Genomic DNA, 16,760 nt, shown 5'->3' with positions numbered 1-16,760 from the left:
GTTGACTCGATGATAGGGTCCGCGCACCCCGAAGTGCATGACAGAACTGTAATGGTTTTGTCCCCAATCGGCGAGCCGACCACTCCTTAGACTCCGTTTCGGTAAAAACACACCCTCGGAGCCCCCGCATGTGGATCGTCCGGCTCGCCCTGTCGCGGCCCTATACCTTCGTCGTGCTCGCCATCTGCCTGCTGATTGCCGGACCGCTGGCGCTGCTGCGCACGCCGACCGATATCCTGCCGGCAATCGACATCCCCGTGGTCAGCATCGTCTGGAACTACAACGGGCTGTCCGCCGAGGACATGTCGCGGCGCATCGTGACGGTCTACGAGCGATCGCTGACCAGCGATGTCGACAATATCGAGCATATCGAGTCGCAGACCGTGGCCGGCGTGGCCGTGATCAAGGTGTTCTTCCACCCGGGCGCGGACGTGACGCGCGCCATCGCCCAGGCTTCCTCGGGCGCGCAGTCGATCCTGCGGCTGCTGCCGCCGGGCACCACGCCGCCGCTCGTGCTCAGCTACAGCGCCTCCACCGTCCCCATCCTGCGGCTGGCGCTCGGCAGCAAGACGCTGCCCGAGCAGACGCTGTACGACCTGGGCAACAACTTCATCCGCACGCAGCTTTCGACCGTGCAGGGCGCGGCCATCCCGCTGCCCTATGGCGGCAAGGTGCGGCAGGTCATGGTCGATATCGACAGCCATGCCCTGCAGGCGCGCGGGCTGTCCCCGCTCGACGTGGTCAACGCGATCAACGCGCAGAGCCTGATCCTGCCGGGCGGCACCGCGAAAATCGGCGCGCTCGAGTACCGCGTCGACCTCAACGGCAGCACGGCCACCGTCGATGCGCTGAACGACCTGCCCGTGCGGGCCGGCGCCGATGGCACGATGATCTACGTGCGCGATGTCGCCCATGTGCGGGATGGCTACGCGCCGCAGACCAATATCGTGCGCCGCGACGGCAAGCGCGCGGCGCTGCTCGAGGTCGAGAAGAGCGGCAATGCTTCCACGCTGACGATCATCGCCCAGATCAAGGCGCTGCTGCCGCGCATCACGGCGGGGCTGCCCAAGGCGCTCGAGGTCCAGCCGATTTCGGACCAGTCGGTGTTCGTCACGGCGGCCATCCATGGCGTGCTGCACGAAGCGCTGGTCGCGGCCTGCCTCACGGCAACGATGATCCTGCTGTTCCTCGGCAGCTGGCGCTCGACGCTGATCATCGGCATCACGATTCCGCTGTCCGTGCTCGCGGCGCTGATCGCGCTGTCCGCGCTCGGCCAGACACTGAACATCATGACGCTGGGCGGCCTCGCGCTGGCGGTGGGCGTGCTCGTGGACGACGCGACCGTGGCGATCGAGAACATCACGCACCATCGCGAGGCGGGCAAGCCGCTCGAGCAGGCCATCCTCGACGGCTCCGCGCAGATCGCCCTGCCGACGCTGGTCTCCACGCTGTGCATCTGCATCGTGTTCCTGCCGATGTTCCTGCTCTCCGGCGTGGCGCGCTATCTGTTCGTGCCGCTGGCGGAGTCAGTGGTCTTCGCGATGATGGCGTCCTACTTCCTGTCGCGCACGCTGCTGCCGACGCTCGCGCATTACATTCTCCGCGGGGAGTCGCACGGCACACCGTCCGCCTGGCACCAGCGCTTCGAGCGCGGGTTCGAGGCAGTGCGCGCGCGGTACTCGGCCGTGCTGACGGCCGTGCTGGCTGCGCCGAAACGCGCGGTCATCGGCTTCGCGCTCGCCTGCGCCGCGTCGCTGACGCTCGTGCCGTGGCTCGGCCAGGACTTCTTCCCGGCCGTGGACAGCGGCGAGATTCGGATTCACATGCGCGCGCGCACCGGGACTCGCATCGAGGAAACCGCGCGCATCGCGGAACTCGTGGAAGCGAAGATCCGGAGCGTCGTGGGCGCGGATCGCGTGGCCGATATCGTCGACAACATCGGCCTGCCGGTCAGCGGTATCAACCTGACCTACGACTCGACGCTGCCCATCGGTACCGGCGATGCCGAAATCCTCGTCACGCTCAAGCCCAACGGCGGGGCCACCGCGCCCGATGTCGAACGGCTGGCCGCGGCCCTGCCCAAGGCGTTTCCGGGCGTGAGCTTCTCGTTCCTGCCCGCCGATATCGTCAGCCAGATCCTGAACTTCGGCCTGCCGTCACCGATCGACGTACAGATCGTGGGCAACAATCTTGCCGGCAACCGCGTGGTCGCCCAGAAGCTCGCGACGATGATGACGCAGGTGCCGGGCCTGGCCGACGTGCATATCCAGCAGCCGGCCGACCAGCCCGCGCTGACCGTCGATGTCGATCGCACGCGTGCGTTGCAGGCCGGCCTGACGCAGCGCGAGGTCGCACAGAACCTGCTGATCGCGCTCTCGGGCAGCAGCCAGACCACGCCGAACTTCTGGCTCAATCCGGCGAATGGCGTCAGCTATCCGCTCGTGGTGTCGGTGCCGCAGTACGCGATGGGCTCGCTGCAGACGCTTGCCAATATTCCGGTCAATCTCGGACTCAATACGGGCCGCAACGGCGGCGCGGCGGAGATCGGCCTGTTCGGCCATATCTCTCGTATCAACGAGGAAGGTGTGGTCTCGCACTACAACGTGCAGCCCGTGCTCGATATCTTCGGTGCCGTGCGCGGCCGCGACCTCGGTGCCGTGGCGCGCGAGATCGACCGCATGGTCGCGCAGATCCGCAAGGAGCTGCCGCCCGGCTCGACCATCGTCGTGCGCGGGCAGGTCAGCACGATGCAGCAGTCGTTCTTCGGGCTGATCACCGGGCTCGCCGGCGCCATCGTGCTCGTGTACCTGCTGATGGTCGTCAACTTCCAGTCCTGGCGCGATCCGGTCGCGATCATCGGCGGTCTGCCGGTGGCGATGTCGGGCATGGCGTGGATGCTGTTCGTGACCGGCACGACGATCAGCGTGCCGGCGCTCACGGGCGCGATCATGTGTATCGGCATCGCCACCGCGAACAGCATTCTCGTGGTGAGCCGCGCGCGCGAACTGCTGGCGGAGGGCGCCGCGCCGCTGCAGGCCGCGCTGGAGGCCGGTATCGCGCGCTTCCGCCCGGTGGTCATGACCGCGCTGGCCATGCTGTTCGGCATGATCCCGATGGCGCTCGGCTCCGGCGGCGCCGGCGCGCAGAACGCGCCGCTCGGCCGCGCGGTCATCGGTGGACTCGCCTGCGGCACCGTCGCCACACTCGTACTCGTTCCCGTGCTGTTCGCGCTGCTGCATGGCGTGCGCGGCAAGGGCACGTCTTCCCTACTCCCCGCTGCTCCCCAGAAAGGCCTCGCATGAACGCGCCCGTTCCCGACACGTCCGTACAGACGCCATCCAGCCCCGCGGCAAACTCGGCCGGCCCGCGGCCCACGCGCGGTCATCGCAAGGCCCTCGCGATCGGTATCGTCGCCGCCGCGGCGATCGTGACCGCCGCGCTGGTCACCGGCATCCTGCCGCGCCTGCACGCCACCGCCGTGCTCGACGCACGCACCGCCGACAATGCCGCGCCCGTGGTCGCAGTCACGCAGCCCCGCAAAGCGCCCGCGACCACGGACCTGACCCTGCCCGCCGACGTGCAGGCCTATGAAGATGCGGCCGTGCGCGCGCGCATCAGCGGCTATCTGCGCCACTGGTACGTCGATATCGGCACGCCCGTGAAAGCCGGCCAGCTGCTCGCCGATATCGATGCCCCCGAAATCTCGGACCAGCTGAGGCAGGCTCGCGCCGACGTGGCCACCGCCACGGCCAACTTCGCGATCGCCCAGCAAACCGCCGCCCGCTGGCGCGACATGCTCGCCGCGCATTCGGTCGCGCAACAGGACGCGGACCAGAAGACCGCCGAGATGGAAGCCACGCGCGCCCTGCTCGCGGCCGCCAACGCCAACGTCTCGCGGCTCGCGCAGTTGCTCGACTACACGCATGTGCGCGCCCCGTTCGATGGCGTCATCACCGCGCGCAACGTCGATACCGGCGCGCTCATCGATGCCGGCAGCAGCAACACGACCTCGGGCACGAGCCAGAACCTGACGCAGGGCCAGGGCCGCGGTGCCGAGTTGTTCCATCTGTCGCAGGGCAACCGCCTGCGTGTCTATGTGCAGCTGCCGCAAAGCGACAGCGCCCTGCTCGACGGCAAGACCGAGGCATGGCTCGCGCTGCCCCAATGGCCGGGCCGCAAGTTTCCCGCAACGGTCGCCCGCAACGCGGAGGCCATCGATCCCGTCACGCGCACGCTGCGCGTGGAGCTCGATGCCGACGGCCAGAACGGCAGCATCCTGCCTGGCGCCTACGCCGAAGCCCATCTGTCCCTGCACGCGGCGCAGCCCGGCTTCGACCTCCCGGCCAGCACGCTCGTCTTCCTCCCGCGCGGCACGTTCGTCGCGGTGGTCGATTCCGCGTCGAAGCTGCGGCTCGTACCGGTATCGCTGGGGCGCGACTTCGGCTCGCATGTCGAGATCCGCAGCGGCCTGCAAGGTGGCGAGCGCGTGGTGCTCAACCCCGGCGATGCGGTGGTCGATGGCACGACGGTGCGCGTGGCCACCGACGGCACGCAGGGAGCCTGAGATGCCTATCCGCATTGGCCCTATCCCCGTCCCGATGCCCGTCCCGATGCCCGCGCTATCTGCCGCGTCGGTTGCCGCGTTCGTTGCCGCGTTCGTTGCCGCACTCACTGCGGGGTGCTCCACCGCCCCCGTCTATCAACGGCCCACGATGACGCTGCCCACCGCATACCGGGAGACCTATGCCGGCGCGCGCAGCGACTACGCGCAAGCCAGCGCCACCCCCGCCCATCCGGGCGGCCCCTCGCATATCGCACCCGAATGGTGGCGCGCCTATGGCGACAAGGACCTCGACGCGCTCGAAGCGCGCGTCGACATCACGAGCCAGACCGTGATCAAGGCCGTGGCCCTGCTGCAGGACGCGCGCACGCAGGTCAGCGCCGCGCGCTCGCAGTTCTATCCGACCGTCGGCGCGGGCGCGAGCGTCACGAGCAACCACCTGTCGGCGAACGTGCGCGGCCACTCGCTCGCGGGACATACGACGCCCGACCACGCGCTCGGCATCACGGCGTCGTGGGAGCCCGACCTGTTTGGCCGCATCCGCAACGAAGTCGATGCCGCGCAGGCACGCGTGGACGCCAGCGCCGACGACGTGGCGGCGGTGAGGCTCGGCGTGCAGGCCGATATCGCCATCGACTACCTGGCCATTCGCTCGCTCGACCGAGAGGCTGGGCTGCTCACGCGCACGATCGATACCTACCAGGCCGTGCTGGACCTCGTCACCAACCGCTACCGCAACGGCATCGCGATCGAAGGCGACGTCGCGCAATCCCGCGCGCAACTCGCGTCCACGCGCGCGCAGCTCGCCGATGTGCAGCTGTCGCGCACGCAGATCGAACATGCGCTGGCCACGTTGCTCGGCGAGTCCGCCAGCACGTTCTCGCTGCCCGCGCGCGCCGATGCAAAAATTGCGCATGACATGCCGACGTTCGGCACAACGCTCGATTGCACTGGTAATAATTGCAACAACGATGACCTCTATGCCGATATCGCCCAGATGCCGGCCGCCCCGCGCGCAGTCCCCTCGCAACTGCTCGAACGCCGCCCCGATATCGCGGCCGCGGAACGTCGCGTCGCCGCGGCCAACGCGGATATCGGCGTCGCGCGCGCGGCATTCTTCCCGGACCTGATGCTGAACCTCGGGCTCGGCTTCGAGAGCTCGGGGCTCGCCGGGTGGCTCACCGCGCCGAGCCGTTTCTGGGCCGTGGGGCCTGCCATCGCGGGCACGCTGTTCGATGGAGGACGACGGCAGGCCGGCGAAGACAGCGCGTACGCGCGCTTCGACGCCAGCGCGGCCGACTACCGCCAGACCGTGCTGCGCGCGATGCAGGAGGTGGAAGATGGGTACGCCTCCGTGCAAGCCTTGCGCGATGCAACGGACAACGATCGCATCGCGGCCGATGCCTCCGCGGTGGCGTTGCGCGCGGGACTCGACCGCTATCGGCTGGGTGCGGTGTCGTACCTGGACGTCAGCGTATTGCAGGCCAACGCGCTCGCGGACGCGCGTGCGCTGGAGTCCGTGCGACGGCGCGCATGGACCGCGAATGTCCTGCTCGTGAAGTCCCTCGGCGGCGGCTGGCGCGCATCAAATGGGGAAGAGCCATCGCCACACGCGTCGAAATCATCGCCGTCTGCGATGGCACATGCTCAGTAACCGCACGCATTTTGTTGAAAGGACCTGCCGGCGCAAGCGTTTTGCATTACATTCGAACGCTGTTCACGCGAACTTGCAGGAGCTCCATCGATGTCGCCCGCCTCCACTTCGTCAACGGCTTCGTCCAACAACACGTCTTCCGATGCGCCCCGGCTACTCGCCGACCATCCCGCACTGGACCTGCTGAATACGCTCGAGCGCGCGCTCGATGCACCGGTCGACCGCTGGCAGACCGACGAGGATGTATGGCAATGGCTCGAGCGCGTGTCGCTGCTGCCCAACGGCGAAATGCCCGAGCATCGTCCGCAGGGCCTGCTCGCCGCGGCCACCGCGCTGCGCGAGTCGCTGCGCAAGGCCGTGAGCCAGCGCAAGGCCAATGGCGACGTCGACGTGACGCTGCTCAATGATTATCTTGCAGCCGATGCCTGCCGCGCGTTACTCACGCCCGCCGAGAGCGGCAGGATTCGCCTCGCGCGTGTCTATCCGACCGACACGCCGATGCAGTGCCTGGTCCCGCTGGCACTGTCCGCCGCGGACCTGCTCGCGAACGGCGACTTCTCGCTGATCCGCAAATGCGAAAGCGAAACGTGCTCGATGTGGTTCTACGACCGCACGCGCGCGCATCGCCGCCGCTGGTGCAGCATGGCGCTCTGCGGCAACCGCCACAAGGTGGCCGCGTATCGCAAGCGTGAAGCCACTGCTACCGCTGCCGCCAATGCGGCGGGTGCGGCCAACGCGAACAACAAGAGCGACGCCGCCTGACCTCACGTCCGGACCCGTTTCAACGCGCGCCGAGCGCGTGCCGCTTGCGATAGTCGGCCGGCGTCACGCCGACCACGCGCAGAAACGCGCGACGCAACGTATCCACGCTGGAGAAACCACACTCGGCCGCGACCTGCTTCGGTGCAAGGTGGCCCTGCTCCAGCAGCTCCCGCGCGGCCGATACCCGCGCGGCCTCCACCCAGCTAGCCGGCGTAATGCCGATCTCCTCGCGAAAGAGCCGCGTCAGATGACGCGCGCTGACGCCGATGCGCGCGGCCAGCGCGGGGACATCGTGCCGCGCCGCCGGATGCGCGGCGACCCAGCGTTGTAATTCCTGCAATGCCGAGCGGTTCTCCGCGGCAGGTGCCGCGCGACGACTGAACTGCGCCTGCCCACCCGGCCGCTTGAAGTACATCACGAGCTGGCTCGCCACGCGCATCGCCACCTCGCGGCCGAGGTCCTCTTCCACGAGCGCCAGCGCGAGATCCAGCCCCGCTGTCACGCCGGCCGCGGTGCGCAGCTTGCCGTCGCGCACGTGGATCGCATCGACATCGATCGTGAGGTCGGGATGGCGCCGGGCGAGCTCGTCGGCCACCGCCCAGTGGGTGGTGAGCCGCTTGCCGGACAGCAGTCCCGCTTCCGCAAGGATAAACGCGCCGCTGCACACTGAACCGTAGCGCCTGACGTACGGCACCACATTGCGGAGCCAGTGCGCGAGCATGGCATCGGGCGCCGCGTCCGCGATATGCGGCGCACCGGCCACGAGCATCGTGTGCACGCGCGGCAGGCCGCGCCCGTGCGGATCGTTCTCGATGACCAGGTCCGGAAGCAGCCGCACGCGCGACGACGACTCGATGGGGCCGCGCCGGACACCGATCACCTGCAACCGGTAGGCCTCCGTGCCCGACTGCGCGTTGGCCTCCGCGAACACGTCGAGCGGCCCCGAGACGTCGAGCAGCTGCACGCCCTGCGTGGCGACGATGGCAATGGTGCGCGATGGCATGGGGCATCCTCCGGTCCGCGTCTGTCGCGTATGTCTTAAATCGTCGTTACACGACGATTGCAGCCATCATACCCGCACTCCTACACTCGATTCAACCCCAGCACATCACGCTGCAACCAAGGAGTCAGCCATGCAATTCTCGATCGGCGGCATCGCCATTCCCGACAGCAAGCTCGCGCGCGAAATCACCGAGGTCGTCCGCGACACCGAATCCGCGCTGCTGTTCAACCATTCCAGCCGCGTCTATTACTGGGCCGCGCTCACGGGCCAGCGCATGGGTCTGCGCCAGGGCGTGGACTACGACGCCGAGCTCCTCTATGCGGGTGCGATGTTCCACGACATGGGCCTGACGCCGCAGCACGGCAGTGCCGACAAACGCTTCGAGGTAGATGGCGCCAATGCGGCCGCGGCCTTCCTGCGCAGCCGCGGCATCGACCAGCGCGATATCGATACGGTGTGGACCGCCATCGCGCTGCACACGACGCCCGGCATTCCGGAGTTCATGCATCCGGTCGTCGCGCTCGTGACGACGGGGGTGGAGATGGATGTGCTCGGCATTCGCTACGACCAGTTCAGCGACGACCATCGCGAGGCCGTCGTGCACCAGCACCCGCGCACCGAGCATTTCAAGGAAGACATCCTGCAGGCGTTCTACGACGGCATCCGGCACAAGCCCGATACCACGTTCGGCAACGTCAAGGCCGATGTCATCGCGGACAAGGAGCCGCACTTCCATCGCGGCAACTTCTGCAGCGTGATCCGCAACTCCGCGTGGAAGGGCTGAGGCGGCTACGCGCGTTGGCCGACGAGGTGCCGCTTCAGCAGCGCCTCGAGCGCGCCGAGCTCCAGCGGTTTGAGCAGCAGCTCGTCGATACCGGACTGCGCGCAATGCATGCGCTGGGTCGGCGTGAACGAGGCCGTGAGCGCGGCAATCACGGTCCGGTGGCTCGTGCGCACCTCGGCCGCGCGAATGGCCCGCGCAAGCGTCATGCCGTCCATGCGAGGCATGTTGAGATCGGTAATCAGCAGCGCGGCGGGCGCGCGCAGCCATGCGCGCCACGCGCTGACGCCGCAGTCGCATACGGCGATATCGAAGGCGCCGAGCTCGGCGAGGTCGTTCTTGAGCACCAACGCGCAGACCGGATGGTCCTCGGCGACGAGGATGCGAGGGGAGGACGGGAGATTTCGCTGCGATGACACGGCATGACCAGAGGCGAGTTATCGAGCCCTCATCATGCACGCTCATCCAGGCTTGCGGAATACGATGGCTTCCGCAAATGCTGTAAGCCTTTTCTGCATGTGTGAGGCGAAATTTCGCCCCACACTCCAGCTCAGCCCACCACGTTGCGCATCGGCTCGCCGCGGCCGAAGCTGCGCAGGTTGTCCAGGAAGATCTCGACCACGCGCGCCGCGTTGCCATCCGAGAAACCCGCGCTATGGGGCGTGGCGATGACGTTCGGCAGCGTCCACAGCGGCGACGCCTCGGGCAGCGGCTCGTGCGCGAAGACGTCGAGGTAGGCGCCGGCCAGCTTGCCGGAACCGAGCGCGTCGATCAGCGCCGGCTCATCGACGACTTCGCCGCGCGAGACGTTGACGAGCCGCGCCCCGTCGGCGAGGCCGGCCAGCGCCGCCGCATCGACGAGGCCACGCGTGTCACCCGTGAGCGGGCACGCGAGTATCAGCCAGTCGGTACGCGGCAGCACCGCACGAAAACCGGCGAACGTCACGGTCTCGCAATCGGGGCCGGCCGGCGTGGCGCGCTGGCGCACGACGATCAGCTTCATGCCGAACAGCCGGAGCACCGCGCCGATCTGCTGGCCGATGGGCCCCCAGCCGACGATCGTCGCGGTCTGTCCCTGCAGGTCGCGCGGCATGCCGGAGCGCATGAGCGGCGCCCAGCGGCGTTCGCGCTGCGCGTCGTAGAGCAGCGGCAGATGCCGCGCCAGCGCCAGCAGTCCCGCCAGCGCGGTCTGCGCGACCACACCCGCATTGGCGCCGGACGAGGTAGTCACCGTCACGCCGCGCTCGCGCAGCTGCACGAACACCGCGCGATCGGCGCCCGCGGAATGCACGTGCGCCCAGCGCAGCGACGGTGCTTCCAGCATCGCGGTATAGAACCGGCCCGTGACGGGCTGGATCTCGTGCTTGGTGGAGAGCCCCGTGACGTCGCGCGAGACAAACGCGATATCGGCATCGACGATGGTGCGATCCTCGACCGACGGCACCTGCACGGGCACCCAGGGGCGGCCGGCCAATGCCGTATCGATCGAAGCCGCGTACTGCTCGCGCGCGGCATCGGACATCAGAATCCGCAGCGGCGCGGCACCAGCGTCAGACATGCTCCCTCCCTTTCAATCGACGGACGCGCCCGAGGCGCGCACCACTTCCTTCCACTTCAGGTATTCCTTCTGCGTGAACTTGCCGAACTGCTCGGGCGTGCCGCCCACGGGGTCCGCACCTTCGCGGATCATCTGCGCCTGCAGCGACGGCAGCGCCTCGTTGACGGCCTGGTTGACCTTGGCGATCACCGCGGGCGGCGTGCCCCTGGGGGCAAAGATACCAAACCACGAGCCCGCTTCGAAGCCCGGGAAGCCCTTTTCCGCCACCGTCGGCAGATCGGGCAGCGAACGCGACCGCTTGGCGCTGCTGACCGCGATCGCGCGCAGCTTGCCCGCCTGGATATGCGAGATCACCGACGGAATCGTCGCGAACATGAATTGCACGCGGCCCGTCAGCAAGTCGTTGAGCGCGTCCGCGCCCTTGTACGGGATATGCGTGGCCGGCGCGCCGATGCGCTCGGTCAGCATGAAGCCCGACAGGTGCGACGACGTGCCGACGCCCGTGGAACTGTAGTTGAGCTTGCCCGGATTGGCCTTCGCGTACGCCACGAACTCGTCGAAGTTCTTCACCGGCAGCGAGGGATGAACGACCAGCACGTTTGGCACGTCGGCAATCTGCACCACGGGCACGAGGTCCTTGAGCGGATCGTAGTTCAGCCGCTTGTACAGCGTCTGGTTGATCGCGATCGGGCCCACCGAGTCGACGAGCAGCGTGTAGCCGTCGGCGGGCGAGCGCACGACGAACTCCGTGCCGATATTGCCGCCGGCGCCCGGACGATTGTCGATCACGAACGACTGCTTGAGCTTTTGCGACAGATGCTGGCTCACGCTGCGCGCCAGCATGTCCGTGGTGCCACCGGCGGTGAACGCCACCACCACGCGCACGGGCTTCGTGGGATATTCATCCGCGGCGTGCGCGACGGCCGAGGTTGCCGCGACGGCAAGGGCGAGCGCCTGCAGCAGGCGCCGCGGCGGCGGGAACATGAAGCGGGGCATGGCGTGTCTCCTGTATTGATATGTGGCGCGACGATCAGAAGTCGTACAGCCGCGCCGGGTTCGTCACGAGCACGCGCTCGCGCATCGCCGCATCGGGCATCCAGCGCGCCAGCAGGTTGAACAGCACGCCATCGTCCGGCATGTTCGCGGGATCGAAATAATTGATATGCGGCCAGTCCGAGCCCCACACCACCTGATCCGGATTGGCCGCGAGCAAGGCCTTCGCAAACGGATCCACGGATTCGTAGGGTGTGGCCGCGACACCGCCGCCGGGGTTGTTGCGATCGGCACCCGAGATCTTGGTCCAGGCCACCCCTTCGGCGAGCAGCGCGCACAGCGCCTGGAAGCCCGGGTCGTTCACGCCGCGCGTGGTCGCCATGCGGCCCATATGGTCCACGACCAGCGGAATGCCGAGTTTCCCGAGGCGCGGGCCCATCTCGACGAGGTCCGGCGCATGGATCCAGATCTGCGCATGCCAGCCGCGCTCGCGCAGACGCGGCGCGATGGCTTCCAGCACTTCGATGCCGGAGCCGTTGCGATACACCGCGTGGCCATCGACCTGATACAGGTTGAAGCGCGCGCCCCGTACGCCGGCCGCGTGCCAGTCGTCCAGATCTGCGTCGCTGGTGTCCGGTGCGGGCACGGCAATGCCGCGCAGGCGCGTCGGATACTTGCGCAGCGCGTCCAGCACGACCGCATTGCCGACGCCGGTGCCGCTGGCGCTCGCCGTCACCAGCACGCCGCGTTCGAGGCCGAGCTGGTCCAGATGCGCGATGAACGTATCGGCCGGATACGCCGTCGGCGTGTAGCTGCGATCTTCGGCAAGCGGAAAACGGTCGTAGGGACCGAACACGTGCGCATGGCTGTCGCAGGCGCCGGCGGGCGCCTGGAATGCAAGCGCGGCGATCTGGTCCGGTGCGGGCAGGCAGGGGCGTGTCATGGCGTTGTCTCCGCGTTCGTTGCTGTTATTCCGCCGCCTTCAGGCGGCCCGATGCGGCCAGCGTCTGCGCGCGCGCATCTTCCTGCGCGAGCCGGTCGGCCACCTCCTTCGAAGTGGAGGACCTGGCCAGGCTGCCCACCGTCAGCAGGCGCGTCTTCACCTGCTCCTCGGCCAGCGCCTTGCGCAGCGCGGTATTGATGGTCTCCACCACGGCCGCGGGCGTGCCGGCCGGTGCGAGCAGCGTGGTCGCCGTGGTCGCGTCGAAGTTGGCCAGGCCCGCTTCGCGCAGCGTCGGCACGTTCGGCAGCGCGGGGTCGCGATCGCGCGACATCACGGCAATCGCGCGCAGCGCGCCCGACTGGATATGCGGGGCCGAACTCGTCAGCTGGTCCACCACCATGTCGATCTGCCCGCCTAGCAGGTCCACGAGCGCGGGCGCCGAACCCTTGTACGGCACCTGGTTCAGCTTGATGCCGGCCGCGTCCTCGAGCTGCAGCGTCGCCATATGGTTGGTCGTACCCGGACCCGCGTGGCCCGATGCGACCTTGCCTGGATTCTTCTTTGCGAAGTCGAGCAGCGCGCGCACGTCCTTGAAGCGCGTGTCGTTGCCCTTGACCACCACCACGAGCGCGGTCGTCGATACCAGGCCCACCGGGGCGAAGCTCACGAGCTTGTAATTGGTCTTCGTCATGCGCGGCAGCACGACGATCGCGTTGGGTGTGGTCACCAGCAGCATCGAGCCGTCGGCCTCGGCGCGCGCCACGGCGCTCGCGCCGATCACGCCGCCCGCGCCGGGGCGGTTATCGACGATCACGTTGCGGCCCAGCTGCTGCTCGAGCGCGGGCGCGACGGCGCGCGCCACCACATCGAGGTTGCCGCCCGGCGCGAACGGCACGATCAGCGTGACGGGCTTGTTCGGCAGCGCCTGCGCACGCGCCGTGGTCATCATCATGGGGGCCGCGCCGATAGCCAGCATCTGCGCCAGCATGCGTCTTCTGTTCATGCTCGTCTCTCGTCTCTAGTAATAGTTTTACCCGTTCCTGCGGTCCCGCCAGCCGGGATCAGTCCCGATAGCTCGGGTCCAGCCGATCCAGCTTGCGCAGCAGCGCGGGCCATTCCATGACGCCGTAAGGACGGCGCGTGCCCGGCTGGTAGTTGTTCCACGTGGCTTCCAGCACGTCCTGCGGCACGTGCTGCATCGGCGTATTGCATGCCATCGCGCCGATCTGGGCGCGGCAGGCGAGCTCCAGACGGTGCATCCAGTTGAACGCCTCGCCCACGGTATTGCCGACGGTCAGCGCGCCGTGGTTGCGCAGGATCAGCGCCTCGCCGGTACCGAGGTCGGCGATCAGCGATTCCTGTTCGGCCGTATCCAGCACCACGCCCTGATAGTCGTGGTAGCCGATCTTGAGAAAGCGCATCGCCGTCTGCGTCAGCGGCTGCAGGCCGCAAGCGAGCGAGGAGATCGCCATCGACGCCCAGCTATGCGTGTGGATCACGCAGGCCACCTCCGGACGCGCATGGTGCACGGCGCTGTGGATCACGTACCCGGCCTTGTTGATGCCGTAGTTCAGGTCGCCGAAATCGGGCTTCGACAGGATGTTGCCCGCGTGGTCCACCTTGATCAGGCTCGATGCCGTGATCTCCTCGTACATCATGCCGTACGCGTTGATCAGGAATGCGCCCTCTTCGTCGGGCACGCGCACCGAGATATGGTTGGCCATCATGTCGGCCATGCCGTATAGCTCAACGAGCCGGTAGCACGCGGCCAGATCCACGCGCGCCTTCCATTCCGCCTCGCTGCAGCGGTCGCGCATCGACGGGATGTTCAGTACGCCGGGTTTCGTCATGGTGCATCTCCTTTGGTGTCTATCTCGTTCAATCGGCGCCGAGGGCCAGATCGCTGGGCCGGCGCTTCTCGATATTCCACTTCAACAGCGCCGCGCTGCGGAAGATTCCGTGCGCGAACTTGCCATAAGGCAACGTCAGGAACAGCGCCATCACGATGCCAAGGTGGATCGCGAGCAGCGCGGCCATCGCCGACGTATCGCGGAAAGCGAGCAATGCCAGGCCGCTCGCGCTGGTCAGCAGCAGCAGCGCGATAAAGCCACGGTCCATCGGACGCTGCGCCAGATCCATCGTACGCGGGTCGCGGCGCAGGTTCAGCCACAGCAGGCCGGCCGGCCCGATCAGCAGGCCGATGCCGCCGGCGGTGCCCAGCAGCACGGGCAGGCTCAGGAACGGGTACGGCGCGTGCAGATCCAGCAGGTAGTGGTACAGCGTGGCGACGGCCGTCGCCGCGAAGCACAGCATGAAGCCATAGAACGTGAAGTGGTGGAACCTGCGGCGTGCGAGCGTGAACGCGTCGTCGTCGTTGTTGCAGCCTTCGCCGTGTCCGCCGTCGAGGTACTTCAGGCGCAGCGCGTCGTGGGCCGCGCCGCCGATCGCGGCGCCGCGCGAATCGTTCGGCCGCGTGCCGGGCGATACCTGCCGCCAGAATCGCGTCACGCCAATCCCGAGCGCGATCACCGCGAACCCGAACACCACGCCGAACATCGCGGCCAGCAGGTTATGCGGGAAGATCGCGTAGAAGTTGCCGGCCAGCGGCTCATGCAGCAGCGTGCCGCGCATGCCGAGCACCATCAGCAGGAACAGCGCGAGGCCCGCGGCCAGCGCGAGCGCCGTGGTCAGGCCGGCACGGCGATACAGGCCCCCGAGCGCGGCCGGAAACGCATAGTCGCCGTACGTCTGCACGCGCACCTTGGCCATCGCCTGCGGGATGTTCACGGCGAACTCGTGTGGCGGCGCGTACTGGCAGGCATGGAAGCATGCGCCGCAGTTGTGGCACAGGTTCGCCAGATAGTGGATATCGGCCTTGCCGAACTCCAGGCGGCGCGTCATCGACGGGAATACCGCGCAAAAGCCCTCGCAATAGCGGCAGGCATTGCAGATCTGCAGCGTGCGGGCGACTTCGCCCTCGTCTGCCGTGAGAGTACCGGCGAGCGGCAGCGCGCCCTCGCCCAGCGAGGCTGCCTCGCGGGTCAGCGCTTCAAGAACTTGCATGCTCGATTTCCCGTGATTCCTTTTTGGCGCCGGCGGCGGCACGCGCCGCCTCGGTGCCGGCGATGCGGCCGAACGCCGTACCGATCGACATGCCGACGCCGGCCGTATAACCCTTGCCGAGCACGTTGCCCGCCATCATCTCGCCCGCGACGAACAGGTTCTCGCTCGGCTTGCCGTCGAAGTGCACGGCGGCCTTGTCGTTGACCTTGAGGCCGAGGTACGTGAACGTGATGCCGGGACGCAGCGCGTAACCGTAGAACGGTGCCGTGTCGAGCGGACGCGCCCAGTGGGTCTTCGCCGGGGTCACGCCCTCGGTATGGCAGTCGTCGAGCACCGTGTGGTCGAACTTGCCGACGCGGCACGCGGCGTTGTAGTCGTCGATCGTGCGCATGAACGTGGCCTCGTCGAGGCCGAGCTTGCGCGCGAGTTCGGGCAGCGTATTGGCGGTCACGCCCGGGAACACCGGCGGCATGAAGCGGCCCACGGCCTTGGCATCGATGATCGAGTAGCCGATCTGGTTCGGCTGCTGTGCCACCAGACGGCCCCAGATCGCGTAGCGCTTGGGCCAGAAGTCCTCGCCCTCGTCGTAGAAGCGCTCGGCGTTGGCATTGAGCACCACGCCCAGCGACACGCAGTCGATACGCGTGCAGATGCCGCCGTCGTACAGCGGCGCGCGCGCGTCGATGGCCACGCAGTGCGATTGCGACGGATCGCCGATCGCATCGGCGCCGGCCTCGATCATGTACTTGAGCAGCACGCCCATATTGAAGCGCGTGCCGCGGATCAGGAAGTTGTCGGCCGGCCATTCGCCGCGCTCGTTCTGGCCCCACGCTTCGCGCAGCCATTCGCGGTTCGACTCGAAGCCGCCGGCGGCCAGCACGCAGGCACGTGCCTCGATGCGCTCCTTGCCGATACGCGCGGCCACGAAACGGTCCCCGTCGAGCTCGATCGCATCGACAGGCGCGTTGTAGCGGATCTGCACGCCGAGGTTTTCGGCGCTGCGGTAGTACGCATTGACCAGGGCCTTGCCGCCGCCCATGAAGAACGCATTGGTGCGCGCGACATGCAGCGCGCCGGACAGCGGCGGCTGGAAGTGCACGCCATGGCTGCGCATCCAGTCGCGGCAATTCGACGACGCCCGGATCACGAGGCGCGCGAGGTGTTCGTTGGTGATGCCACCGGTGACCTTAAGCAGGTCCTGCCAGAACTCCTCTTCGGGATAGGCGTCGACGAGCACGTCCTGCGGGGCGTCGTGCATGCAACGCAGGTTGCGGGTGTGCTGCGAGTTGCCGCCGCGCCATTCGCGCGGTGCGGATTCCAGCAGCATCACGCTGGCGCCGGCCTCGCGCGCCATCAGGGCCGCGCACAACGCGGCGTTGCCGCCGCCAATGACGAGAACGTCGATCATGGCCGGACGTCCTTTCTGGCTCGAGTGGGGAGGG

14 protein-coding genes are annotated in these 16,760 nt (G+C 67.9%); 5 read left to right on the top strand and 9 right to left on the bottom strand.

The features are described 5' to 3' along the window. The first annotated feature begins 128 nt into the window (after nt 1–128). From FOB72_RS29680 to FOB72_RS29665, 4 genes are all read left to right on the top strand, one after another. The gene (locus tag FOB72_RS29680; protein ID WP_150376810.1) at nt 129–3,302 is read left to right on the top strand and encodes an efflux RND transporter permease subunit; all 3,174 of its coding nucleotides are present in this window, start codon (nt 129–131) and stop codon (nt 3,300–3,302) included. Then, on the top strand, nt 3,299–4,564 hold the full coding sequence (locus tag FOB72_RS29675; RefSeq protein WP_150376809.1) for an efflux RND transporter periplasmic adaptor subunit: 1,266 nt from the start codon (nt 3,299–3,301) through the stop codon (nt 4,562–4,564). The genes FOB72_RS29680 and FOB72_RS29675 overlap by 4 nt, the downstream gene beginning before the upstream one ends. A 1-nt stretch (nt 4,565) precedes the next feature. After that, on the top strand, nt 4,566–6,215 hold the full coding sequence (locus FOB72_RS29670; RefSeq protein ID WP_223851639.1) for a TolC family protein: 1,650 nt from the start codon (nt 4,566–4,568) through the stop codon (nt 6,213–6,215). 90 nt (nt 6,216–6,305) lie between these two features. Then, nucleotides 6,306–6,977, top strand: a complete 672-nt coding sequence (locus tag FOB72_RS29665; RefSeq protein ID WP_150376808.1) for a CGNR zinc finger domain-containing protein — start codon at nt 6,306–6,308, stop codon at nt 6,975–6,977. Nucleotides 6,978–6,996: 19 nt separating this feature from the next. On the opposite strand, the gene FOB72_RS29660 is transcribed toward FOB72_RS29665, so the two are convergent. Further along, nucleotides 6,997–7,980 (bottom strand): GlxA family transcriptional regulator, encoded by a 984-nt coding sequence (locus tag FOB72_RS29660; protein WP_150376807.1) that lies wholly within the window; start codon nt 7,978–7,980, stop codon nt 6,997–6,999. Nucleotides 7,981–8,110: 130 nt separating this feature from the next. On the opposite strand from FOB72_RS29660, the gene FOB72_RS29655 reads away from it, so the two are divergent. Beyond that, nucleotides 8,111–8,764 (top strand): HD domain-containing protein, encoded by a 654-nt coding sequence (locus FOB72_RS29655; RefSeq protein WP_150376806.1) that lies wholly within the window; start codon nt 8,111–8,113, stop codon nt 8,762–8,764. Nucleotides 8,765–8,769: 5 nt separating this feature from the next. Here the strand turns inward: FOB72_RS29655 and FOB72_RS29650 are convergent, their stop codons facing one another. From FOB72_RS29650 to tcuA, 8 genes are all read right to left on the bottom strand, one after another. Then, entirely contained in the window at nt 8,770–9,180 is a 411-nt protein-coding gene (locus FOB72_RS29650; protein ID WP_150376805.1) for a response regulator, read from the bottom strand. Nucleotides 9,181–9,311: 131 nt separating this feature from the next. Beyond that, nucleotides 9,312–10,319: a D-2-hydroxyacid dehydrogenase gene (locus FOB72_RS29645; RefSeq protein WP_150376804.1), complete on the bottom strand. Its 1,008-nt coding sequence runs from the start codon at nt 10,317–10,319 to the stop codon at nt 9,312–9,314. A gap of 12 nt (nt 10,320–10,331) precedes the next feature. After that, nucleotides 10,332–11,315, bottom strand: a complete 984-nt coding sequence (locus FOB72_RS29640) for a Bug family tripartite tricarboxylate transporter substrate binding protein (RefSeq protein ID WP_150376803.1) — start codon at nt 11,313–11,315, stop codon at nt 10,332–10,334. Between the two features lie 34 nt (nt 11,316–11,349). Further along, nucleotides 11,350–12,255, bottom strand: a complete 906-nt coding sequence (locus FOB72_RS29635; protein WP_150376802.1) for an amidohydrolase family protein — start codon at nt 12,253–12,255, stop codon at nt 11,350–11,352. Nucleotides 12,256–12,280: 25 nt separating this feature from the next. Continuing rightward, complete coding sequence (locus FOB72_RS29630) at nt 12,281–13,258, bottom strand: Bug family tripartite tricarboxylate transporter substrate binding protein (RefSeq protein ID WP_223851638.1); 978 nt, start codon at nt 13,256–13,258, stop codon at nt 12,281–12,283. 58 nt (nt 13,259–13,316) lie between these two features. Next, the gene (locus tag FOB72_RS29625) at nt 13,317–14,105 is read right to left on the bottom strand and encodes a class II aldolase/adducin family protein (RefSeq protein WP_150376801.1); all 789 of its coding nucleotides are present in this window, start codon (nt 14,103–14,105) and stop codon (nt 13,317–13,319) included. 28 nt (nt 14,106–14,133) lie between these two features. After that, on the bottom strand, nt 14,134–15,318 hold the full coding sequence (tcuB, locus tag FOB72_RS29620) for a tricarballylate utilization 4Fe-4S protein TcuB (RefSeq protein WP_150376800.1): 1,185 nt from the start codon (nt 15,316–15,318) through the stop codon (nt 14,134–14,136). After that, nucleotides 15,305–16,726, bottom strand: coding sequence for an FAD-dependent tricarballylate dehydrogenase TcuA (tcuA, locus tag FOB72_RS29615; RefSeq protein WP_150376799.1), 1,422 nt, complete (start codon nt 16,724–16,726; stop codon nt 15,305–15,307). Before tcuA ends, tcuB begins: the two co-directional genes overlap by 14 nt. Nucleotides 16,727–16,760: the final 34 nt, after the last annotated feature.

This window comes from Cupriavidus pauculus (genome assembly GCF_008693385.1).
GTDB classification, from domain to species: Bacteria; Pseudomonadota; Gammaproteobacteria; order Burkholderiales; family Burkholderiaceae; genus Cupriavidus; species Cupriavidus pauculus_D.
Note: the sequence above shows the minus strand (reverse complement) of the source record. Positions and strands in the feature narration are given on the sequence as shown.